Origin of the sequence: Parvibaculum sp. (genome assembly GCF_046297875.1) — a bacterium.
Classification (GTDB): domain Bacteria; phylum Pseudomonadota; class Alphaproteobacteria; order Parvibaculales; family Parvibaculaceae; genus Parvibaculum.
On sequence record NZ_JBKBHD010000001.1, the window covers coordinates 2,809,704 to 2,832,648 of the forward strand.

A 22,945-nucleotide genomic window follows, 5' to 3' on the forward strand; every position below is an offset into this window, starting at 1 on the left:
GCATTCAAGGCATCGAGGAATGGATGTGATCGAATTCGGTGGAAAGAATGCCCCTCTTCTGGCCCATTTCAAGGCAGGACCGCAAGCCAAATCGAGGGCTTAGGTAACACACTTTTCGGCCCTGTGCCAGCAAAGGGAATAGGGTGTTTTTCACCTCTATATTCCTGAAATTGCTGACATTTCCAATACCGGAAAAGGGCACCATGGCTCAGATCATGGCCATGCCGCCATTCACGTGCAAAGTCTGGCCCGTGACATAGGCCGCCTCTTCGCTGGCCAGATAGACCGCCGCCGCCGCGATCTCGGCGGCTTCGCCAAGCCGTCCGGCGGGAATCGTCGCCATGATGCGGCCCTGCTGATCCTCGTTGAGCGCATCCGTCATGGCAGAGCGAATGAAGCCCGGCGCAATGCAGTTGGCCGTAATGTTGCGGCTTGCCACTTCCTGGGCGAGCGACTTCGTCATGCCGATCATGCCGGCCTTTGAGGCTGCATAATTGCCCTGCCCCGGATTGCCCATCACGCCGACGACGGAAGTAATGCCGATGATGCGGCCCCAGCGGCGCTTCATCATGCCGCGCAGAACACCGCGGGAGAGGCGGAATGCGGCAGTAAGGTTGACGCGGATGACCTCGTCCCACTCCTCGTCCTTCATGCGCATGAAGAGATTGTCGCGGGTGAGGCCGGCATTGTTGATGAGGATATCGAGGCTGCCCATCGCATCCTCGGCCTGCTTCGGCAGGGCGTCGACGGCGGCGGCGTCCGACAGGTTGCAGGGCAGGACATGGGTACGCTGCCCGAGTTCCGCCGCCAGCGCTTCTAGCGCCTCCTTGCGGGTACCGGAAAGCGCAACGGTTGCGCCCTGACCATGCAGCGCACGGGCAATATCAGAGCCGATGCCGCCCGATGCGCCCGTTACCAGCACGCATTTACCTGTGAGATCGAACATTGCGGCTCCTTCGTGTCAGACGGTCTTGAGAAAGGCTTCAAGATCGGAGGGGGTGCCCACCGCATGAAGTTCAGGTTCCTTGGCTATGCGCTTCACCATGCCGGAGAGCGCCTTGCCGGCCCCGATTTCAGCGAAGACGGTGATGCCTTCGGCTTCCATGTAAAGAACGCTTTCGCGCCAGCGGACCATGCCCGTCACCTGCTTGACCAGCAGGTCGCGGATGGTTGCCGGATCGGCGACGCGCGAGGCGGTGACATTCGCGACCAGCGGCAAAGACGGCGCCTTGAGATCGACGGCGGCGAGCGCTTCGGCCATTTCGTCGGCCGCAGGCTGCATCAGCTCGCAATGGAAAGGCGCGCTGACGGGCAGAAGCATGCTGCGCTTCGCGCCCTTGGTCTTGGCAATCTCGATGGCGCGCTCGACGGCGGCTTTCTTGCCGGAGACGACGACCTGGCCGCCGCCATTGTCGTTTGCGGCAGCACAAACCTCGCCCTGTGCCGCTTCGGCGGCGACTTCCGCCGCCTGCTCGAAGTCGAGACCGAGAAGGGCTGCCATCGCGCCCTCGCCCACGGGCACGGCGCGCTGCATGGCCTGGCCGCGGCGCTTCAGGAGGCGGGCCGTATCGGCAATAGTGAAGGTGCCGGCGGCGGCAAGAGCGGAATATTCGCCAAGCGAGTGGCCGGCGACAAAGGCCGCCTTGCCGGCGAGGCGGAAACCGCCTTCCCTTTCGAGGGTGCGGACGACCGCAAGGCTCACCGCCATGATCGCCGGCTGGGCGTTCTCGGTGAGGGTCAGGTCTTCCTGCGGGCCTTCCCACATCAGTTTCGACAGGTTCTGGCCGAGCGCCTCATTGACCTCGTCGAAGACCTCGCGAGCGGAGCCGAAGGCCTCCGCCAGTTCGCGGCCCATGCCGACCGATTGCGACCCCTGTCCGGGAAAAATGAAGGCCCGCGTCATCCCCGCTCCCTGCTGGTCCCGAAGGCCTGCGATTTTCGAGGCTTTCCGGGCTTTTTTGTGGCCGGGCCGACGCCCGTTCATTGGGCCAAAGTGATACCCCGCGACCCGATTGAGTCAAGCCGACGCAGCCGCCTTAAATACCTTGCCATGCCCCGGATATTCCGTATATTGCCGCCCTTCCGAAGGCCTTGGTTGGAGGCTGAACGGGACACCATGCCTTTCGCGGCATGGCAGGACGAAAGTCCGGGTTCCGGTGTCTCCGCTTCTTTGGTGGTCCTTTCGAGCCTTTTTGAGGGCTCAAAGGGGGCTTTGCGCCGGGGCCGGATACAAAAAGGAAAGGCTCACATGGCTCTCTACGAGCATGTCTTTATTGCGCGGCAGGACGTGTCGCAGCAGCAGGTCGAGGCGCTCACCGAGCAGTTTTCGACCGTCATCAAGGAAAATGGCGGCCAGATTGGCAAGTCCGAATATTGGGGTCTTCGCAACCTTGCCTTCAAGGTGAAGAAGAACCGCAAGGGCCACTATCAGCTTCTGAACATCGATGCGCCCCATGCCGCCGTGGCGGAAATGGAACGCCAGATGGGCATCAGCGACGACATTCTCCGCTTCATCACGGTTCGCGTCGAAGAACACGAAACCGAGCCGTCGGCGATGCTGCAGAACCGCGGCGATCGCGGCGAGCGCCGCGGCGGCGACCGCTTCGGCGACCGCGGAGACCGCGGAGACCGTGGCGACCGTGGCAGCCGTTTTGGCGACCGCCCGCGCCGTGACCGCGACGAGAACACCGATGGAGGCGACGAATAATGAGCAGCTCAGCACAGCCCGCGCGCCGGCCCTTCTTCCGCCGCCGCAAGACCTGCCCGTTCTCCGGCGCCAACGCCCCGAAGATCGACTACAAGGATGTGAAGCTCCTGCAGCGCTACATTTCCGAGCGCGGCAAGATCGTTCCGTCCCGTATCACGGCCGTTTCGGCCAAGAAGCAGCGTGAACTCGCCCGTGCCATCAAGCGCGCGCGGTTCCTTGCGCTCCTTCCTTATGTCATCAGCTAAGGCCCGGAAAGGAGACTGAACGATGCAAGTCGTACTTCTGGAACGGGTGGAAAAACTCGGCCAAATGGGCGATGTCGTCAAAGTGAAAGACGGCTTCGCGCGCAACTTCCTGCTGCCGCAGAAGAAGGCGCTCCGGGCCACCAAGTCGAACATCGAGCGCTTCGAAAGCCAGCGTTCGCAGCTCGAGGCGCGCAACCTCGAACTCAAGAAGGAAGCCGAGCAGGTTCACGCCAAGGTGAACGGCCAGTCCTTCGTGGTGCTGCGTCAGGCGGGCGAGACCGGCATCCTTTACGGATCGGTCAGCACGCGCGATATCGCGAATGCCATGACCGATGGCGGCTTCACGGCTGCACGTAACCAGGTGGTGCTCGACAAGCCGATCAAGACGATCGGCCTGCATGAAATCCGCGTGGTGCTGCACCCGGAAGTGTCTGCCATGATCTCGATCAATGTGGCACGCACGGCCGAAGAGGCAGAGCGGCAGGCGGCGGGTGAAGATCTCACCCAGCGCCGCGACGAAGAAGAGGAAGCCCATGAGGCTGCCGAATTCTTCGAGTCCGAAGAGCTTGCCCCGCATGACGAGGAAGAAGCTCCCGCCGAAGAAGAGGCAAAGGACTGATCCGCTTCGGGTCATAAAAAATTCAAAGGGCGCCCACTGGGCGCCCTTTTTGCTGGAACCCACCCAAAGCGATTCGCGTTCCCCTTGCAACGGGCGGTCTAATCTCCTTAGATGAATTCCAGAAAGCCTGTTCGTGCGGCCTCCCCCCACCGCGAAAACGGCAGCGTTGGTCCGCGCGAGAATCTGACATTCACCCTCGATACGGAGGTGGTTGCGATGATTTTCAATGCGCTTCTTGCAAAGATCATCAAGCGTGGTTCGCTGACGGTGGTTGCGCCGAACGGGCAGTCATGCCAATTCGGCGACGGCTCAGGCCACCCCGTCACCATTCGTCTTCATGACGGAACAGCGGCTTACGAGATCGGCCTCAATCCTTACCTCAAGCTTGGCGAAGCCTATATGGATGGCAGGCTGACGGTCGACCCGCCGGCGACGATCTATGAATTTCTCGACTTGCTGACATCGAATCTGGGCACCAGATTCGCCGGGCCCTTCTTCGAGGCCTATGGCGCGCTCAGGCGGATGAAGCGGCGGTTCGACCAGCACAATCCGGTCGGCAAGGCACAGAAGAACGTTGCCCACCATTATGACCTCGATGGCGGCATCTACGACCTCTTCCTCGACAGGGACAAACAATATTCCTGTGCCTATTTCCAGCATCCGGACATGACGCTGGAGGAAGCCCAGCTCGCCAAGAAACGCCACATCGCGGCAAAGCTGAGGATCGAACCCGGCATGAGGGTGCTCGACATCGGCTGCGGCTGGGGCGGCATGGCACTGACGCTGGCGGAGGAAACGGGCGCAGAAGTCGTCGGCGTCACGCTGTCTCAGGAACAGCTCAAGGTGGCGCAGCGGCGCGCGCAAGAACGCGGGCTTTCAGACCAGGTCGAATTCCGCCTGCAGGACTACCGGACGGTGAAGGAAAGTTTCGACCGCATCGTCTCGGTCGGCATGTTCGAACATGTTGGCGTCGGCCATTTCGCGGAATATTTCCGCGGCGTGGACCATCTGCTCACACATGACGGCGTGGCGCTGATCCACACGATCGGGCGGCTGGACGGGCCAGGTGCAACCAATCCCTGGATCGCGAAATACATCTTCCCCGGCGGCTACATCCCGGCGCTCAGCGAAATGTCGGCATCGGTGGAGCGCTCTGGCCTATTCATGACCGATGTCGAAGTTCTTCGGCTCCATTATGCCGAAACGCTGCGCGAATGGCGCCGCCGCTTCATGGAACGGCGGGACACGGCGGCGCGCATCTATGACGAAAGGTTCTGCCGAATGTGGGAGTTCTATCTCGCCGGCTCGGAAACCTCGTTCCGCAACGAGGGCATGGTGATCTTCCAGATGCAGATCGCCAAGAAGATCGATGCCCTGCCGATGACCCGGGACTACATGCTGGACGGTGAGCGCCGGCTCAACGAGCAGGCGGCGCCGCAGCAAAGGCTCCTGGCGGGAGACTGAGCCGCGGCGCGCGATGCGTCAGGCCTTGCCGCGCTTGGCGTCGAGGCTGTAGGCGCCTGCGCCGAAGGCGTAGACATAGAGGAAGCCGCCCGCCAGCGCCAAGTTCTTCAGGAAGGACGGGTCCGACAGGCTCGGATGGAAGATTACCGCGGTCGCCACGCAGAAGGCGGCAAAGGCAAGCGCAACAAGCCGTGCCTGAAAGCCGATCAGCAGCAGGATGCCGCCGCCGAGCTCAAGCAGCACGGTCAGCACATAGACGATCTGCGGCAGCGGCAGACCCTTCGACTCGATGAAGCCGATGGTGCCTTCCGCGCCCATCGCCTTGTTGAAACCTGCAAGGATGAAAAGGGCCGCAAGCAGGACGCGGCCGACCAGCGTGACGATATCGGATGACAGGTTCATATGGGTTCCTCCCCCCGGGTGATTCCGGCTATTCGAGCATATGACGGGGGGAGCGGGGATAAAATGGCGGCAAAGGTTTTAAGGCGGCGCGACCGGATAGACGTCCCCTCCCCCACACAGAGCGAATCCCGCTAAATTCGTATTCATCCACAGGCTCCCCCGCGGAAAAACCAACCCGATTCAATGGCTTGCCGGATTTATGCCGATTTATGCACAGGGCCTGAACAAGAAATCTGTGGGTGAGCAATGGAAGAGCCGGATTCGCGGGCTCAATCGCCCGCTGCTTCGGCTAGAAACGACGCCATGGAAAACGCACAACACGCCTATTCGACAGACGACGAAGCCGCAACGCAGTACCGGGTGCCGCCGCACAACATAGATGCGGAGCAGGCGCTGCTCGGCGCGATCCTCGTCAACAACGAATCCTATGACCGGGTGGCGGGCTTCCTCGAGCCGCAACACTTCTTCGATGCCGTACACGGACGAATTTACGAAGCTGCAGCGAAGCTCATCACGGGCGGGCACCTCGCCTCGCCGGTGACGCTCAAGAATTTCTTCGAGCGCGATGCGGCGCTGGCCGAAATTGGCGGGCCTGCCTATCTCGCGCGGCTTGCGGGCGCGGCCACGACGATCATCAACACGGAAGAATATGGCCGCACGATCTACAACCTCGCCGTGCGCCGCGAACTCATCAATGTCAGCACCGACATTCACAACCGCGCCTATGACGCGCCAGTGGATGACACGCCGGGACAGCAGATTCTCGATGCGGAACAGGCGCTCTATCAGCTTGCCGAAAGCGGCAAGTATGAAGGCGGTTTCCAGAGCTTTCACGAGTCGCTGAAAGTCGCCATCGACATGGCGGCGGAAGCCTACAAGCGCGATGGCGGGCTTTCCGGCATCTCGACCGGGCTTCGCGATCTCGACCACCGGCTCGGCGGCTTGCAGCCTTCCGACCTCGTCATCCTTGCGGGGCGCCCGTCGATGGGCAAGACCGCGCTTGCGACCAACATCGCCTTCAGTGCGGCGAAAGCCTACAAGGCAGAGCACCACGCGGACGGCACGGTAGAGACGAAGGACGGCGCGATCGTGGGCTTTTTCTCGCTCGAAATGTCGGCGGAACAATTGGCGACGCGATTGCTCGCCGAACAATCGGGCGTGCCGTCGGAGCGTATCCGCCGCGGCAATATTCACGAGGACGAATTTCACCAGCTGGTCGAAGCTTCGCGCGAGCTGCAAAGCATTCCGCTCTATATCGACGATACGGGCGGCCTCACTATCGGTACGCTGGCGGCGCGGGCAAGGCGGCTGAAGCGGCAGCGCGGGCTCGGGCTTCTCGTGATCGACTATCTGCAATTGCTCGCAGGCAGCGGCAAGAGCGGCGACAACCGTGTGCAGGAAGTGACGCAGATCACGACGGGTCTGAAGGCGCTCGCCAAGGAACTCAATGTGCCCATCCTCGCGCTGTCGCAGCTATCGCGCCAGGTTGAAAGCCGCGACGACAAGCGGCCGCAGCTGTCGGACCTGCGCGAATCCGGCTCGATCGAGCAGGACGCCGACGTGGTCATGTTCGTGTTCCGCGAGGAATATTACGTGTCGCGGCGCGAGCCGACGGAAGGCACGCCGGAGCATCTGCAGTGGCAGGAGGAAATGGAGCGCGTCCACGGGCTGGCCGAATGCATCATCGGCAAGCAGCGCCATGGGCCCACCGGCACGGTGAAGCTGCAGTTCCAGGCGGATGTAACAAGGTTCTCCGACCTCGACCAGGTGCATACAGGGGATTTCGAGTGAAGACCTGGTTCACTCGAGGCGGCAATCCACGAACAATACCAACCGTTTGCCCAGTAGCTGCGTCGCGCGCGATCAGCCTCTGCCCGGATAAAACTTCCATGCGAGAAATAACGGCTTTGGTGCGGCATTCCAGAATGCCGAAAAACCGCTGACGATCGTCAGACGGAGGCTGCTTGCAAGGCGGGCTCGGCAGCGAGGCAACGGCTTGCCGGGAGCGTCACAGTCACCGTCGTGCCCAGGCCCGGTTCGCTTTCAATCTCGAAGCGTCCGCCATGCTGGGCGGTCAGCGCCTGGACGATCGACAACCCGAGGCCGAGGCCTTCATATTTGCGGCTGAACTGATCCTCGATCTGGCCGAAGCGGGCAAGTGCCTTCGGTATGTCCTCCGGCGCTATGCCGATGCCGGTATCCGCGACGGCGATGGAATAGCCGAACGGGCCCGCATCGAGCCTTATGTCGACCGTGCCTCCCTCGACGTTGAACTTGATTGCGTTGCCGACAAGGTTCGTGACGATCTGGCGGATCTTGCGCTCGTCGGCGAGGATGCCCGGCAAATGGCGCGGCGCATCGAGCGAACAGGTGACGCCTGCTTTGCCGGCCTGCACGGCAGTTGCGTCGAGCACCTGACGCGCCACTGCCTCGACGCGGAGTTCCTGTTCGCAGAGCGTGTCGGTGCCGGACTCGACCCGGGAAATGTCGAGGATGTCGCTGACAAGATCGAGCAGATGGGCACCGCTCTGATTGATGTCCTTCGCGTAGTCGGCATATTTGCTGTGGCCCAGCGGTCCGAATATTTCGAGCTTCATGGTTTCGGAGAAACCGATGATCGCGTTCAGCGGCGTGCGCAGCTCATGGCTCATGGTGGCGAGGAATTCCGATTTCGCCTGAGAAGCCTGTTCGGCAAGAAGCAATGCGTGCGAAAGATCCGCGGCGCGCGCTTCCAGATCGGTATTGGCGTCGAGGAGATTGCGATGAAGCGCATCGCGCTCGCTTTCGACGCGGCGGTATTTCAGCACGAATGCACGGATATGCATCGTGGTGACGAAGATGACGAGCAGATTTGCAAGCTCCATCGACGAGCCAATGATCTTCATGCTCGAAAGAAATTCGTAGGTGAAATAGGCGAGCGCCGCGAGGAGAACGACAAGCGCGTCGCGGCGCGCCGCCTTTTCCATCAGCAGCGTGTGAAGAATGGTGACGCCGACCGAGCAGGCGATGAAGGCCCAGAGAATCTGGAACGGCTCGCGCAGCAGCGTGATCGTACCCGGCGCCATGAAGGGTGCTGCAAACAGTGCGAAGGCGCAGAACAGCGCGGAGACGGCATAGATCAGCTTGTCGATCCAAAGCACCTTGCCGTCGCGGAAAAGATAGCAGATGAAGGCGTAGTAGGCAGGCGCGATCAGGAAAAGGGAGAGATACTCGAGGTCGTATTTTCGTGCTTCGGGGAAATTAGGCAAATAGTCCCAGATGAGATTGCTCACGAGGAACACGCGAAGCGCGGACGCTGCCGAAAGCGAGGCGAATATGATATGGCCGCCCGGATTTCTGGTGGAACGGCCGACGACGACGGCGGCAACGGCGACGAGCAGAAGGACGAGTGCAAGTGCCGTCGGCAGAGCGCTTGCGCGGCGCTGCATTGAATCCATCTTCTGCAGATGGCCAACGGTGGGCACATCGACAATGCCGCCCTGCTTGTGAACATAATTGGCAAGCTGCACGACGAGCCTGAAATTGCGCAAATCATGCGGCAGGGCGATCACGGGCGCAGTCGGGTTGATGGCGACAATGCGCTCCGCTTCCGCCGGGTCGCCGTTTTGATGCAGGAGCCGGACTTCCACCTTTCCGTCTGGGCCAGTCGATACGGCATGGATGGCGTAGACCGATCGGGTGGTCCCCATCGAAAGCGCGAGGAATTGAGACGTGGCCGGAAGCGCAAGATCGATGCAATAGGTTGCGATGCCGTGCCCGGTCGCGACGTCCGCGGTCAGGGCCGGACCCCAGATATCGGGCAGGGAAACGGCTTCCGCCGCAAGGCCTGGATATGAATGCCGGCAGGTGGTGGCAAAGCGATCGGCCTGCACGATGGCGTCGCGATAGACGGTCCAGCCATTGGTAAGAGAGAGCTTTCCCGTCTTGGCCAGCTGGACAGAGATGGCGCCCGCCCCCGCATCGCGGGACATGGCCGGTCCCGAGGCGGCGATGAGTATCACCGTCACAATGATGATCAGGGCGAATATTTGAAAAATCCGCCGCTGGCCGCTCGAGTTCCAATACATTAGCGGTCTGCTCCAATCGCAGCTGGAGTATGGAAAAAGATCGTTAAGGAGTTCTCTAGAGTCGGATGATCCGGCTCCCGGCCGGGGTTAACCAAAACGGGAGCCGCGCGGTTCCCCCCGCAGCACGATCCGTTATGATCTCGTACGCCTTACGAGATTTGACCAGCGAGCATCATCATCGACACTCAATCAGACATCGCCATCGCGGGGGGCACCCTCACCGTCGATCTTGGCGCCGTGGCGTCCAATTACGGGATATTGCAAGGAGCAGCGCCCGTTGCCGAGGTGGCAGCGGTCGTGAAGGCAGATGCCTATGGTACGGGGATGGGCCCTGTCGCCCGGCGGCTGGCGGCCGCCGGATGCCGCACCTTCTTCGTCGCCGATGCGCGCGAGGGCGCTTCGCTCCGAAGGGCTCTGGAGACAGTGTTGCCAGCGGCGGTCATCTATGTGCTGAACGGCCTCTATCCCGGCGCTGTGCCGCAATATGCGGCGGCGGGCCTCCGGCCAGTCGTCGCCTCGCGGGCCGAACTTGCGGAATGGTCGGAAGCTGGCGCCCCCCTGCCCGCCGCTCTCCATTTCGACACAGGCATGAACCGGCTCGGCATGAGCGAGGCGGATGCGGCGCAGATCGCTGAGGACAAGGCGCTGACGGCGGGCATGGAAATTCCGCTCATCATCAGCCATCTCGCGTGTGCGGACGATGCGGACCATCCGCATAACGCGCGGCAACTTGAGCGTTTCCGGGCGATCATGGCGCGGCTCCGCCCTTCCTTTCCGCAGGCGAAGGCGAGCCTCGCCAATTCGGGCGGGATTTGGCTCGGGCCCGGCTATCATTTCGACATGGTGCGGCCGGGGGTGAGCCTTTATGGCGGCAATCCCTTCACGGGCCGGGAAAACCCCTTCCGCCCCGTGGTAACGGCACTGGCGCGGGTGCTCGCCGTGCGAGAGGTCGAAGCGGGCGACACGGCGGGTTACGCTGCCACCTGGACGGCCCCAGGGCCGGCGCGGATCGCGGTGCTGGCGGCGGGCTATGCCGATGGCTATTTCCGGGCGCTTTCTTCCGGCATGAGGGCCGGAAATGAGCCCGAATCGGGCGGTTCCGTCTACATTGGGGGCGGTTTTGCGCCGGTTGCGGGCCGCGTTTCGATGGACATGGCGATGGTGGATATAAGTCACCTGCCTGAAGGCGCGGTGAAGCGCGGCGACATGGCGGAGCTGATCGGCCCGCATATGAGTGTGGACGAGGTGGGGCTTCGGGCCGGCACGCTTGGTTATGAAATTCTGACGGCACTGGGCGCGAGATATATGCGGCGTTATATCGAGGACTGCAAAGAGACAGAGCCAGATAGCGGGGGAAAGGCGTGAACGTATTTGCGATTATCGGGCGGGCTGTGCTTTCCACGCTCGCCGAAATTGGCGCACTTTCGCGTTTCACCTGGAACGCGGTCAGCCATATCATCCGACCGCCCTTCTTCTGGCGGCTGATTGCGCAGCAAATGATGCGTATTGGCTATTTTTCGCTGCCGGTCGTGGCGCTTACCGCCTTTTTCACCGGCGGCGCGCTGGCACTGCAAATCTACTACGGCGGCAATTCGCTGAATTCGGAATCGATCGTCGCGACCATCGTTGCGCTCGGCATCACACGGGAACTCGGGCCGGTGCTAGGCGGGCTGATGGTGGCAGGCCGCGTTTCGGCGGCGATCGCGGCGGAGCTGGGTACGATGCGCGTGACCGAGCAAATCGACGCGCTGACCACGCTTTCGACGAACCCCTACAAATATCTCGTGGTACCGCGCGTGGTGGCGGCGGTGCTGACGCTCCCTGCCCTTGTCTTCATTGCCGACATCATCGGCATCATGGGCGGTTTCGTGGTGGGCACGCAGTCGCTCGACTTCAATCCCGGCGTCTATATCAAGAACACGGCGGACTTCCTGAAGTATGACGACGTGGTGTCGGGCCTCATCAAGGCGGCCGTGTTCGGCTTTATCATCGCCATCATGGGCTGCTTCCACGGCTTCAACTCGAAGGGCGGCGCGCAGGGCGTGGGCCGCGCGACGACCAATGCCGTGGTGACAGCCTCCATCCTGATCCTTGCGGCGAACTACGTCATGACGTCGCTTCTGTTTGCGAATTGAGGACGGACATGAGCGAGGCAAAAATCGAACTCAGGAACGTCTGCAAGCGCTTCGGCAAGAAGGTCGTTCTGGACGGCATCAACCTGACCGTGCCGAAGGGCGAGTCCCTTGTCGTGATCGGCGGATCGGGCACCGGCAAGTCGGTGATGATCAAGTGTGTGCTCGGCATCATCAGGCCTGACAGCGGCGAAATTCTTGTTGACGGCAAGAATGTGCTGAAGATGGATACCGGAGAGCGCGAGAAGACATTGCGCAAGTTCGGCATGCTGTTTCAGGGCGCGGCGCTGTTCGACAGCCTGTCCGTCTGGGAGAATGTCGCTTTCGGGCTCATTCAGGGCCGCAAGGTGCAGCGCAAAAAGGCGAAGGACATCGCCATCGAGAAGCTCGCCAAGGTGGGGCTCGGCGCGGAAGTTGGCGAACTTTATCCGGCGGAGCTATCGGGCGGCATGCAGAAGCGCGTGGGCCTTGCCCGGGCCATTGCGACGGAACCGGAAATCATTTTCTTCGACGAGCCGACGACGGGCCTAGACCCGATCATGGCGGATGTCATCAACGAACTGATCGTCAACAGCGTGAAGGAACTTGGCGCGACGACGCTTTCGATCACGCATGACATGGCGAGTGTGCGCAAGATCGCCGACCGCGTCGCCATGATCTACAAGGGCAAGATCATCTGGTCCGGCACACGCGCGGAGGTCGATGCGAGCGGAAACGAATATGTGGATCAGTTCATTCACGGCCGCGCGGAAGGGCCGATCCAGATGGAAGTGCTGAAGCCCTAGTCCCATGATCTGTCTCCCCCGGACTTGATCCGGGGTCCAGAGCAGCAAGCACGGCGCAAGCGGCCCCTGGATTGCCGGCCTCCTTAAAGTTCAAAGGAGGGCCCGGCAATGACGGGTTTATTTTCGGAGAGATGTCAGAGTCCAATGGCCCGCCCTTCCCGCACATTCGTCTGCCAGTCCTGCGGCGCGGTCACGCCCCGCTGGGCGGGGCGCTGCGAGAGCTGCGGCGAGTGGAACACGATCGTCGAGGAGGCGGGCACGGCGGGTGGCATCGGCGCCGGACCGTCGGCGAAGGCGCTGAAGGGCAAGGGCCGCAAGATCGAACTCGTGTCGATGAGCGGCGAGAGCGCGGAGCCACCACGCTATGTGACGGGGCTTGGCGAGTTCGACCGCGTGACGGGCGGCGGGCTTGTGCCGGGATCGGCGCTGCTCATCGGCGGCGATCCGGGCATCGGCAAGTCGACGCTGCTGCTGCAGGTGATGGCGGCGCTCGCCGGCCGGGGACATTCGGTCGTCTATATTTCGGGCGAAGAAGCGATTGCGCAGGTCAGGATGCGGGCGCGCAGGCTCGGCCTCGCCGATGCTCCGGTCGAGCTAGGCGCTGAGACGAACCTCAAGGACATTATCGGCACGCTTGAAAGCAGCAAGGCGCCGGACGCGGTCGTGATCGACTCGATCCAGACCATGTGGACGGATACGCTGGACTCGGCGCCCGGCACGGTGGCGCAGGTGCGGGCCTCGGCGCAGGAGCTGGTGCGCTTCGCCAAGAAGACCAACACTGCGATCATACTCGTCGGGCATGTGACGAAGGAAGGCCAGATAGCCGGGCCGCGCGTCGTGGAACACATGGTCGATGCGGTGATCTATTTCGAGGGCGAGCGCGGGCATCAGTTCCGCATCCTGCGCGCGGTGAAAAACCGCTTCGGCCCGGCAAACGAGATCGGCGTGTTCGAGATGGGCGAAAAGGGGCTGGCGGAAGTGCCGAACCCCTCTGCCCTGTTCCTGGGCGAGCGCGACGGGGGGACGAGCGGCTCCGCCGTATTCGCCGGCATCGAGGGAACACGGCCGGTGCTTGTGGAAATCCAGGCGCTGACGGCGCAGAGCACGCTCGGCACGCCGCGCCGGGCGGTCGTCGGCTGGGACAGCGGGCGGCTTTCGATGGTGCTGGCGGTGCTCGAAGCGCGCTGCGGGCTGTCGCTTGCCGGGCAGGATGTTTACCTCAACGTCGCGGGCGGCCTCAGAATCAATGAACCGGCAGCAGATCTTGCGGTGGCTGCGGCGCTGATCTCTTCGATAACGGGGACGCCCCTGCCCCCGGACTGCGTCATTTTCGGCGAAATCAGCCTTTCCGGCGCGATCCGGCCCGTGAGCCAGATGGATGCGCGGCTGAAAGAGGCAGAAAAGCTGGGGTTTTCGCGGGCGATCCTGCCCGCGGGGGTGGCCCGGACAAGGGGCTCGGCGGCACTCTCGTTCACGGAAATTTCGGACCTTGCGGGATTAATAGCCCGTCTCGCGGCCGGCGAAGGCCGGGCCGGGGGGGCCAAGCGGAAGGCCGATCTGTGATAGGCTGAAGCAAGCTTTCAGGAGATTGACGTGACCCTGTTCGACATCATCGTGATCGGCGTTTTGCTCGTTTCGAGCATGCTGGCGATGCTGCGCGGCTTCACCAATGAAGTCCTGTCGATTCTCGCCTGGGTGGTGGGTGCCCTTGCGGCGCTGTGGCTGTTTCCCTATCTGACGCCTGTGCTGGCCGAAGTGATCTCGCCGGCCTGGCTCGCGGCTGCGGCGGCGGCCATCGGTATTTTCATTGCGGGTTACCTGGTGACCGCAGCGCTGACTTCGCGCTGGTCGGGCTCGCTGATGGAGATTCACGACCGGGCGGGCATGCTCGACCGGACGCTCGGCTTCATTTTCGGTCTGGCGCGCGGGCTCCTGATCGTGACGATCGCCTATCTGTTTTTTGCCTGGCTTGTGCCGAACCCGAAAGACCAGCCGGACTGGATCAGGAACGCCAAGACGCGGACCGTGGTGGAAGATACGGCGGCTTTCCTGTTCTCGCTGGCGCCCCAGGACAGCGGCTCGAGCACAAGCCGCAGCACGGCGCCGGTTCAAAGCGAGCCGCCGCGTCAGCAGGCCGCACCGGCCCCCGCAGAACCGGCCCGTCCGGCCCCGGATTCGGGCGCTGACAGAGGTAATGGAGCGGGGTATAACCCGTCCGAACGGAGGGGGCTCGACCGCTTGTTCGAGAACACGACCGGGGAGTAGATGCCTGATTATTCCGGAGTTTCAGGAATGCAAGACCAGACGCAGCTCGACCTCCCCCTTGCGGCTTTCGAGCCGAAATCTGCCCGAAAACCGGACCCTTCCCCACTCTCACTGACCGATGACGACCTTCACGGCGACAAGCTGCGCGAGGAATGCGGCGTTTTCGGCATTTTCGGCCATCCCGACTCGGCGGCCCTGACGGCGCTTGGCCTGCACGCGCTTCAGCACCGAGGCCAGGAGGCGGCCGGCATCGTCGCCTATGATGGCGAGCATTTTCATTCGGAGCGGCGGCTTGGTCTTGTCGGCGATCATTTCTCGTCGGCCAAGATGATCGACCGGCTGAAGGGCGACATGGCGGTCGGTCATGTGCGCTATTCGACGACCGGCGAGACGATCCTGCGCAATGTGCAGCCGCTCTTTGCCGACCTTTGGGGCGGCGGCTTCGCGGTGGCGCATAACGGCAATCTGACCAACGCCATCACGCTCAGGAACGAGCTGGTGCGCGACGGCGCGATTTTCCAGTCCACCTCTGACACGGAAACCATCCTGCAGCTCGTGGCGCGGAGCCGGAAGCCGCGCGTGATGGAGCGTTTCGTGGATGCGCTGTCGCAGATCCAGGGCGCCTATGCGCTGGTTGCGCTGACCAACAAGAAGCTCATCGGCGCGCGCGATGCGCTCGGCATCCGCCCTCTCATCCTTGGCAAACTCGCGGGTGCGCCGATCTTCTGCTCGGAGACGGTGGCACTCGACATTATCGGCGCGGAATTCGTGCGCGAGGTGGAACCCGGCGAAATTGTGCAATGCACGCGCGAGAATGGCGAGATCAAGATCGAGTCGCTGCGCCCGTTCCCTGTGCAGAATGTGCGTCCCTGCGTGTTCGAATATATCTATTTCGCACGGCCTGACAGCGTCGTCGGCGGCAAGAGCGTCTATAACGTCCGCAAGCGGCTTGGTCAGGAACTCGCGCGCGAATCCGCCGTCGATGCGGATGTCGTGATCCCTGTGCCGGATTCAGGCGTGCCGGCGGCGATAGGCTATGCGGCGGAGTCGGGTGTGCCCTTCGAACTTGGCATCATCCGCAACCACTATGTGGGACGCACCTTCATCGAGCCGACACAGCATATCCGCCAGCTTGGCGTGAAGCTGAAGCATAATGCGAACCGCGCCATCGTCGAAGGCAAACGGATCATACTTGTGGACGACAGCGTGGTGCGCGGCACCACCTCCATCAAGATCGTGAAGATGATGTATGAGGCCGGCGCGACGGAAGTGCATATGCGGATTGCGAGCCCGCCGATCACGCATTCCGATTTCTACGGCATCGATACGCCGGAGCGCGAGCAGTTGCTTGCCGCAAATTACGACCTCGAGGGGATGCGCGCCTATATCGGCGTCGACAGCCTTGCTTTCATTTCGGTGGACGGGCTCTACAGGGCGATGGGCTTCAACCATCGCGACAATGAGAACCCGCAGCTTACCGACCATTGTTTCACCGGCGACTATCCGACGCCGCTCACCGACCGGGATGGCGAACAACGCACGAGGCAGCTCTCGCTGCTGGCGGAAATTGCCTGACCCTTTCAAGAACCGGAACTCGATATGACGGGACGTTTGCAGGACCGCGTTGCGGTCATAACCGGCGCATCGCGCGGCATTGGACGCGCGGTGGCGCTCGGCATGGCGGCGGAAGGCGCGCATGTCATTCTCGTGGCGCGCACTGTGGGCGGGCTTGAGGAAGTCGATGACGAGATCAGGAAGGTGGGCGGCAAGGCGACGCTGGTGCCGTTCGACCTGACCGATTTCGCGGCAATCGACCGGCTTGGCGCGACGATTTTCGAACGCTGGGGCAAACTCGACATTCTGGTCGGCAATGCCGGGCTTCTCGGCACGCTGACTCCGATGTCGCATATGGACCCGAAAGACTGGGACAAGACGCTCGCCGTCAACGTCACCGCGAACTACCGGCTGATCCGCTCTTTCGAGCCGCTGCTGCGGCGCTCGGATGCGGGGCGCGCGATCTTTGTGACGTCCGGCGCGGCGCACAAGTGCAAGCCCTTCTGGGGCGGCTATTCCATCACCAAGGCGGCGCTCGACGCGATGATGAAAACATGGGCGGCGGAAATCGAGAAGACGCAGATCCGCGTCAATTCGATCAGCCCCGGCCCGACGCGCACCGCGATGCGCAAGAAGGCCATGCCGGGCGAAGACCCCACGGCGCTGACAAAGCCGGCCGAACTCGTACCGCTTTTCATAGAACTCGCGCTGCCTTCCTGCACGCGGCATGGCGAAATCGTGGAATATCAGAAGGTCAAGGTGAAGAGCGCCTGAGGGCGCGGAGGACTGACCCCCTCGCGCCAATCGGTCCCGCCATGAACCCAATGCGCCTGCAGAACTTTCTGCCCCATCTTGCGCCTGTAAGCGGGCGAGAAAGACTGCGCGCATCCATCGGCGTGCTGCTTGGTGTGCTGCTGACAGGCGCCGTATCGGCTGTAGCACTGGGCATGGGAACCGGACTGCCGCTCCTCATTGCGCCGATGGGCGCGTCCGCGATACTCCTGTTCGCGGTTTCGACCAGCCCCTTCTCCCAGCCCTGGGCCGTGATCGGTGGAAACATAATTTCCGCGGCGATCGGCGTTGCCTGTTCGGACCTCGTTCCCTATCCGGTGCTTGCCTGTGCCATTGCGGCGGGCCTTGCCATAGCGACGATGATGGCGCTGCGATGCCTCCATCCTCCAAGCGGAGCCGTTGCGATGACGGCGGTTATCGGCGGTACGCAGATCGATGCTCTCGGCTACTGGTTCGTGTTGTGGCCGGTCGCGCTGGATTCGATCGCGATCGTCGCCGTTGCCCTTGCCTACAACAACCTCACAGGCAAGCCCTACCCGCATCGCCCTGCCGAGGCAAAGGACCGGGCGACGGCAGATGTGCCGCCGCTTGCGCGGCTCGGCGTGACGGCGCAAGACCTTGCCGAAATTCTCAAGGCCCATGACCAGGTTGTGCCGGTCGATCCCGGCGATATCGAGAATTTGCTTCTGGAGGCGGGAATGCTCGCCTTCGAGCGGCGCTCCGGCGGAATCAGCTGCGGCGCTGCCATGTCACGCGATGTAGCGACAGTGACACCGGATACGCCGCTCGATGAGGCCCTTGTGCTGCTGCGCAAGCACAGCATCAAGGCGCTGCCGGTTGTGGACAGCGAGCGGCGCGTGATCGGGATTCTGACGCAGACCGATCTCGTGGACCGGGCCGCCTCGCTGCGCGCGGGGCTTCAGGCAGGCTTCGGCGCGCTGGTCCGCCGGAATGGCGGCGGCGCGGTGGCGGGCGACATCATGAGTGCGCCGGTGCTGACCGCGACGCCGGACCTGCCGCTCGGCCGCCTCATTCCGATCATGAGCGATGCGGGGCACCACCACCTGCCGGTGGTGGACGAGGAAGGCAAGCTTGCGGGGATCGTCACGCAGACGGATGTGATCGCCGCGCTTTTCGCGGCGGAGCAACGGAGCGCTCAACTCAGCGCGTGATGCCTGAGGCTCTCAGTCCCGCTTCTTCTTTCCGGCATAGGGGTTCTTGCCCTTGCGCATGAAAAGGCGGATGGGGACGCCAGGCAGATCGAAACTCTCGCGCAACCCATTCACCAGATAGCGGCGATAGGAGGTCGGCACCTCGTCGGCGCGGCTTGAAAAGACCGCGAAAGTGGGCGGGCGCGACTTCACCTGCGACATGAATTTCAGATTGACCGGGCGGCCCTTGGCGGCTGGCGGCTGATGGCGCGAGACGGCTTCTTCCAGCCAGCGATTAAGCCGCGCGGTCGGCACGCGCGCGTTCCAGAGCGTGTGGATGCGCTCGATCGCGGGCATGAGCTTTTCCGTACCCTTGCCCGTCAGCGCCGAAAGCTGGACGATGGGCACGCCCCTGATCTGCGGCAGCAGGCGCTCCAGCTCTTCCTTCAGAACGCGGAGAACCTCCTGCGGATTCTCCACCGTGTCCCATTTGTTGACACCGATGATGAGGCCGCGGCCTTCCTGCTCGACAAGATCGGCGATGTGAAGATCCTGCCGTTCGAAGGGCTGCGTCGCATCGAGCAGAACGACAACGACTTCGGCGAAGCGGACGGCGCGGAGCGTATCGGCGACCGAAAGTTTTTCGAGCTTTTCGGTCACGCGGGCCCGGCGGCGCATACCGGCCGTGTCCCAGAGCTTGATGCGGCGGCCGCGCCATTGCCACTCGATGCCGATGCTGTCGCGGGTGATACCAGCCTCGGGGCCGGTGAGCATCCGGTCTTCACCGAGAAGCTGGTTCACGAGGGTGGATTTGCCGACATTCGGGCGCCCGACAAAGGCGATACGGAGCGGCGCTTCGAGGTCCGGCTCGTAGGGCGCATCGGGATCGAATGAAGAATCCTCATCGCCATCTGCCAGGGCATCTTCAAGCGCCTGTTCGGCATCGTTTTCCTCGAGCCCGCGGGCGAACTCCGCCAGTGCATCGTAGAGATCGCTCAGGCCCTCGCCATGTTCGGCCGAAAGCGGCAGAGGCGCGCCAAGACCAAGCTCGTAGGCTTCCATGCGGCCCGCCTGACCGGCACCACCTTCGCATTTGTTGGCAGCTAGGATGACAGGCGTCGGCGACTTGCGCAGCAGCTGAGCAAAACGCTTGTCGAGAGGCGTGACGCCCGCGCGCGCATCCATGAGGAAGAGGCAGACATCGGCCTCGGCGATGGCGAGATCGGTCTGGCGGCGCATGCGCGCTTCGAGACTGTCACCCACGCCTTCTTCAAGACCGGCAGTGTCGACCACGGTGAAGATGAGGTCGCCAAGCTGCGCCTCGCCTTCGCGCCGGTCGCGCGTGACGCCGGGCGTGTCGTCGACAAGCGCCAGCTTCCGCCCCACGAGGCGGTTGAACAGCGTCGACTTGCCGACATTCGGCCGGCCGACAATGGCGACCTTGAAAGACAATGTGTGCGGCCCTTTTTCTGCCGTTTCTGGACGGGCGGCCAACCCGCCTGCCTGCTCCGTTATTTCAGCGCGGTCAGGCGGGCGTTGTCCGTCAGAACATAGACCGTTTCATTCGCCACGACAGGCGCGACAAGCGCGCCTGATGGAATGGCAAGATTGCCCAGGACTTCGCCGGTCGGGGCGGAAATCATTACCGAGTCGCCGCGCGAGGATACGAGCACGAGCCGCTCGCTCACAAGCACCGGCCCTGACCACTCGACGGGATCGGTGCGCTTGTCGGGATTGCGCCAGCGCTGCAGCGGCGTGATCCATCGGATACGTCCGTCGCGGCGCGAAACGGCGATCACTTCCTGCGTGGAGGTGACGAGGTAGATGAAATCGCCCGCGACCCAAGGCGTCTGCACACCGCCGATTTCGCGCGTCCAGACGCGTTCACCCGTGCGCAGGTCGATCGAGACCATGCGGCCCGAATGGCTGATGGCGAATACGCGGTCACGGTCGACGACCGGACGGCCCGCAATGTCGTTCAGCGCGCTCAGCGAGGTGATGGAGCCGGTGCGCGTCAGCGAGTCGGTCCAGACCGGCGTACCGTTTTCGACACGAAGCGCCACCAGTTCGCCCGAGGAATAGGGCACGATGACAGTGGACCCGGCAACCGCAGGGCTCGACGTGGCCAAAATGCCCGCGCTTTCGACGATGCCGCGGTGACGCCAGACGACATCGCCCGTTTCCTGGGACAGTGCGATGGTCTGATTGTCCGAGGTAATGGCGAAGACGCGGCCGCCGCTCGCCGTTGGAGCGGAACGGAAAGGATCGCCGATGGCCTGTGTCCAGGCGATATTTCCGCTGGCGGCTTCAACGCCATGAACCTCGCCGTAGCCCGTCGCCACGAACAGCCGTCCATTTTCATAGGCGACGCCGCCGCCACGACCGGAGCTGGCATTCTCGCCTTTCGGCACCAGATTGACGTCCCACAGCTTGCGGCCCGAGGACTGCTCGAAGGCGCCGAGGCGTGTGCGCGCGTCGAGAACATAGATGCGGCCATCTGCGACGATGGGTGCGGCAAGGAGCTGGGCGACTCGGTCCGAGCCGCTGCCGGCGCTGACCGACCATATCTGACGGAGCGGACCGGGCGCGGAGAGATGGCCGTTTGCATTGGTCGGATTGCCGCCAGGCTGGGGCCAGCTTTCATTCACACGCGCGTCCGGCAGCAGCACGAGGTCGCCCGCGATGCCGGCATCAACTTCAAGTTGAGCGCCAAGTTCCATCACGGAAAGGCGTTCGCCGGGCAGCACTGTCCGATCGTCGGAAGTGAAGATCCCCGTCACCGTGTCGCAGCCTGCGAGGCTCGCCGCTGCGAGCGAGAGAAGCGCGATGCGGAGAATACGTGTCATGCCTTTTGCCTCAGCCGGGTTCTTTTTCACTTTAGCCTACTCCGTCTCAGCCGGTGCTTCGGCTTCATCCGCCGGTTCAGCGGCGGTCTCTTCAGCCGGAGCTGCATCCGTCACCGGGGCCACCTCACGCGGAAGATGCGGTGCAGCGAGCGCCTGAATCACATGCGAGCGATCGCGCAGGCCCGCGGGCGTGTCCTGATCAGCAATGATGAGCTTCGCATTCGCATCCGCTTCGGCCCATTTGCCTTCACGGATGGCGGCAAGGGCGATCAGCTCGCGCGCGTTCGAGCGCCAGGGCGAAGCCTCCCGGTTGATCGGCGCGACGCGCGCGCGCATGTCGTCGAGGCTCAATGTATCGACAAGCAGCAGGCCGGCCTTCACCGTCGCCATGCCGCGCACGATCTGCGGCGCACGCCCGTCATTTGCGACGGCTTCATAGGCCGCGAGGGCGCCTTCGCTGTCGCCTGCGGCGAGCAGCCTGTCCGCTTGGGCAAGACGCGCCATGATCCGGTAGCCACCGCTGGCCCTGTCCGCGAATTCGTCGAAGGCGGCCGCGGATTCGGCAGGGTCCATGTTCGCCATCTCTACCACCAGCGCCTCATAGGCAGCGGAGGCTTCGACTGTTTTCGAATGGGACCAGGCACGCCAGCCGACAATGGCGGCGACGATGAGGACTATGGAGACGGCGGCGCCGATCACATAGATCCCGTATTTTTCCCAGAGTTTGGAGAATTGTTCGCGGCGAAGGTCTTCTTCGACTTCGCGAAAGAGATCGGTCACAAGAATACTCCGCGGAGAATGCTTCAATAGGCGCAAGAGGAAGCGCCCGGCGCCTGCCCCCTGCAGGCCGCGTAAAATAGCCCGGCCAAGGGCCAATGGCAAACAGCAGTGCGGGGCCCGAAGGCCCCGCAAGGGATTGAGCTATTTTGCCTTTTTCATGCTGTAGGTGTGTTCGGCGGCCGGGAAGCTGCGCTCGCGCACGGCGCGGGCATAGGCTTCCGCCGCACCCGCGATCTGCGCGCCAAGGGTCGCAAATTCGCGGACGAATTTCGGCGGCTTGGGCGAGAGGCCCAGCATGTCTTCCAGCACGAGAATCTGACCGTCGCAATGGGCCGAGGCGCCGATGCCGATGGTCGGAATGTCGATCTGGCGGGTGATACGGGCGGCAAGCGGCTCGGCCACGCCCTCGACCACGACGGAGAAGGCACCCGCTTCGGAAACTGCGCGGGCATCGGCCTCGATGGCGGCCCATTCGCTCTCCTCGCGGCCCTGCGCCTTGAAGCCGCCCATGACCTGCACGCTTTGGGGCGTTAGGCCGATATGGGCCATGACGGGGATGCCGCGATCCACCAGATAGCGGATGGTGGGCGCAAGGCGCGCGCCGCCTTCCATCTTCACGGCGGTGCAGCCCGTCTCCTTGATGACGCGGCATGCATTGCGGAAGGCGATTTCGGGGCTTTCCTCATAGGAGCCGAAGGGCATGTCGACCACGACAAGGGCGCGCTCTGTGCCGCGGACCACGGCGGCGCCATGCGCAATCATCATGTCGAGGGTGACGCCGAGCGTCGTCTCCATGCCGTACATGACCATGCCGAGGCTGTCGCCGACGAGCAGGAAATCGACGTAAGGATCGACATAGCGCGCGGTATGCGCGTGATAGGCGGTGAGCGAGACGATGGGCTCTGCTCCCTTGCGGGCGCGGAGTTCCGGCACGGTGATACGCTTGATCTTCGGCTGCACGGACATTCGGATCTTCCCTTGCAGGTGACGCGCCTTACTCAGCCCCATATATGGGGCTCTGCGCGGGGTTTTGCGACTACGGCCGGATGCCGCTTCGAAAAGGGCATACAAAACAAGCCCTTAGGTCCCTCCCGGCACCTTTCCCGATCCTTCTGGGCGGACCCTACAAAAAAGTG

At 63.0% G+C, this 22,945-nt stretch carries 21 protein-coding genes; 13 read left to right on the forward strand and 8 right to left on the reverse strand.

What is annotated here, in order from left to right; genetic code table 11:
• Positions 1–208: 208 nt before the first annotated feature.
• Together fabG and fabD are read right to left on the reverse strand one after the other, a co-directional pair.
• Entirely contained in the window at positions 209–946 is a 738-nt protein-coding gene (fabG, locus tag ACK4FH_RS13880; protein WP_409814749.1) for a 3-oxoacyl-[acyl-carrier-protein] reductase, read from the reverse strand.
• Between the two features lie 15 nt (positions 947–961).
• The gene (gene fabD, locus ACK4FH_RS13885; protein WP_409814752.1) at positions 962–1,903 is read right to left on the reverse strand and encodes an ACP S-malonyltransferase; all 942 of its coding nucleotides are present in this window, start codon (positions 1,901–1,903) and stop codon (positions 962–964) included.
• Positions 1,904–2,248: 345 nt separating this feature from the next.
• On the opposite strand from fabD, the gene rpsF reads away from it, so the two are divergent.
• The 4 genes from rpsF to ACK4FH_RS13905 all read left to right on the forward strand — a co-directional run bounded on the left by rpsF (position 2,249) and on the right by ACK4FH_RS13905 (position 5,035).
• On the forward strand, positions 2,249–2,707 hold the full coding sequence (rpsF, locus tag ACK4FH_RS13890) for a 30S ribosomal protein S6 (RefSeq protein ID WP_409814753.1): 459 nt from the start codon (positions 2,249–2,251) through the stop codon (positions 2,705–2,707).
• Positions 2,707–2,952 carry a 30S ribosomal protein S18 gene (gene rpsR, locus ACK4FH_RS13895; protein WP_409668189.1) on the forward strand — a complete coding sequence of 82 codons (246 nt, stop codon included), beginning with the start codon at positions 2,707–2,709 and terminating at the stop codon, positions 2,950–2,952. The genes rpsF and rpsR overlap by 1 nt, the downstream gene beginning before the upstream one ends.
• Positions 2,953–2,974: 22 nt before the next feature.
• Complete coding sequence (gene rplI / locus ACK4FH_RS13900) at positions 2,975–3,571, forward strand: 50S ribosomal protein L9 (protein WP_409814756.1); 597 nt, start codon at positions 2,975–2,977, stop codon at positions 3,569–3,571.
• 216 nt (positions 3,572–3,787) lie between these two features.
• On the forward strand, positions 3,788–5,035 hold the full coding sequence (locus ACK4FH_RS13905; RefSeq protein ID WP_409815326.1) for a class I SAM-dependent methyltransferase: 1,248 nt from the start codon (positions 3,788–3,790) through the stop codon (positions 5,033–5,035).
• A gap of 18 nt (positions 5,036–5,053) precedes the next feature.
• On the opposite strand, the gene ACK4FH_RS13910 is transcribed toward ACK4FH_RS13905, so the two are convergent.
• A complete protein-coding gene (locus tag ACK4FH_RS13910; RefSeq protein WP_409814759.1) occupies positions 5,054–5,437 on the reverse strand; it encodes a DoxX family protein in 384 nt (127 codons plus the stop codon).
• Between the two features lie 303 nt (positions 5,438–5,740).
• Between ACK4FH_RS13910 and ACK4FH_RS13915 the strand changes: the two genes are divergently transcribed.
• Positions 5,741–7,228: a replicative DNA helicase gene (locus ACK4FH_RS13915; RefSeq protein WP_409814762.1), complete on the forward strand. Its 1,488-nt coding sequence runs from the start codon at positions 5,741–5,743 to the stop codon at positions 7,226–7,228.
• Between the two features lie 158 nt (positions 7,229–7,386).
• On the opposite strand, the gene ACK4FH_RS13920 is transcribed toward ACK4FH_RS13915, so the two are convergent.
• A complete protein-coding gene (locus ACK4FH_RS13920) occupies positions 7,387–9,444 on the reverse strand; it encodes a sensor histidine kinase (protein ID WP_409814765.1) in 2,058 nt (685 codons plus the stop codon).
• A 261-nt stretch (positions 9,445–9,705) separates the two neighbouring features.
• Here ACK4FH_RS13920 and alr point away from each other — a divergent pair, with 261 nt between their 5' ends.
• The 8 genes from alr to ACK4FH_RS13960 all read left to right on the forward strand — a co-directional run bounded on the left by alr (position 9,706) and on the right by ACK4FH_RS13960 (position 18,204).
• A complete protein-coding gene (gene alr / locus ACK4FH_RS13925; protein ID WP_409815328.1) occupies positions 9,706–10,869 on the forward strand; it encodes an alanine racemase in 1,164 nt (387 codons plus the stop codon).
• Complete coding sequence (locus ACK4FH_RS13930; protein WP_409814768.1) at positions 10,866–11,639, forward strand: MlaE family ABC transporter permease; 774 nt, start codon at positions 10,866–10,868, stop codon at positions 11,637–11,639. Before alr ends, ACK4FH_RS13930 begins: the two co-directional genes overlap by 4 nt.
• Before the next feature lie 8 nt (positions 11,640–11,647).
• Positions 11,648–12,421, forward strand: a complete 774-nt coding sequence (locus ACK4FH_RS13935; RefSeq protein ID WP_409814770.1) for an ABC transporter ATP-binding protein — start codon at positions 11,648–11,650, stop codon at positions 12,419–12,421.
• A 144-nt stretch (positions 12,422–12,565) separates the two neighbouring features.
• A complete protein-coding gene (radA, locus tag ACK4FH_RS13940; RefSeq protein WP_409814772.1) occupies positions 12,566–13,984 on the forward strand; it encodes a DNA repair protein RadA in 1,419 nt (472 codons plus the stop codon).
• Positions 13,985–14,014: 30 nt separating this feature from the next.
• Positions 14,015–14,686, forward strand: a complete 672-nt coding sequence (locus ACK4FH_RS13945) for a CvpA family protein (RefSeq protein WP_409814775.1) — start codon at positions 14,015–14,017, stop codon at positions 14,684–14,686.
• 27 nt (positions 14,687–14,713) lie between these two features.
• Complete coding sequence (gene purF / locus ACK4FH_RS13950; RefSeq protein WP_409814778.1) at positions 14,714–16,261, forward strand: amidophosphoribosyltransferase; 1,548 nt, start codon at positions 14,714–14,716, stop codon at positions 16,259–16,261.
• A gap of 24 nt (positions 16,262–16,285) precedes the next feature.
• On the forward strand, positions 16,286–17,014 hold the full coding sequence (locus ACK4FH_RS13955) for an SDR family NAD(P)-dependent oxidoreductase (RefSeq protein ID WP_409814781.1): 729 nt from the start codon (positions 16,286–16,288) through the stop codon (positions 17,012–17,014).
• A gap of 50 nt (positions 17,015–17,064) precedes the next feature.
• On the forward strand, positions 17,065–18,204 hold the full coding sequence (locus ACK4FH_RS13960; protein WP_409814784.1) for an HPP family protein: 1,140 nt from the start codon (positions 17,065–17,067) through the stop codon (positions 18,202–18,204).
• A gap of 12 nt (positions 18,205–18,216) precedes the next feature.
• On the opposite strand, the gene der is transcribed toward ACK4FH_RS13960, so the two are convergent.
• From der to panB, 4 genes are all read right to left on the reverse strand, one after another.
• Entirely contained in the window at positions 18,217–19,635 is a 1,419-nt protein-coding gene (der, locus tag ACK4FH_RS13965; protein WP_409814787.1) for a ribosome biogenesis GTPase Der, read from the reverse strand.
• Positions 19,636–19,694: 59 nt separating this feature from the next.
• Positions 19,695–21,029, reverse strand: coding sequence for a PQQ-binding-like beta-propeller repeat protein (locus ACK4FH_RS13970; RefSeq protein ID WP_409814790.1), 1,335 nt, complete (start codon positions 21,027–21,029; stop codon positions 19,695–19,697).
• Positions 21,030–21,065: 36 nt separating this feature from the next.
• A complete protein-coding gene (locus tag ACK4FH_RS13975; RefSeq protein WP_409814793.1) occupies positions 21,066–21,809 on the reverse strand; it encodes a tetratricopeptide repeat protein in 744 nt (247 codons plus the stop codon).
• A gap of 141 nt (positions 21,810–21,950) precedes the next feature.
• Positions 21,951–22,775 (reverse strand): 3-methyl-2-oxobutanoate hydroxymethyltransferase, encoded by an 825-nt coding sequence (panB, locus tag ACK4FH_RS13980; RefSeq protein ID WP_409814796.1) that lies wholly within the window; start codon positions 22,773–22,775, stop codon positions 21,951–21,953.
• Positions 22,776–22,945 lie beyond the last annotated feature (170 nt).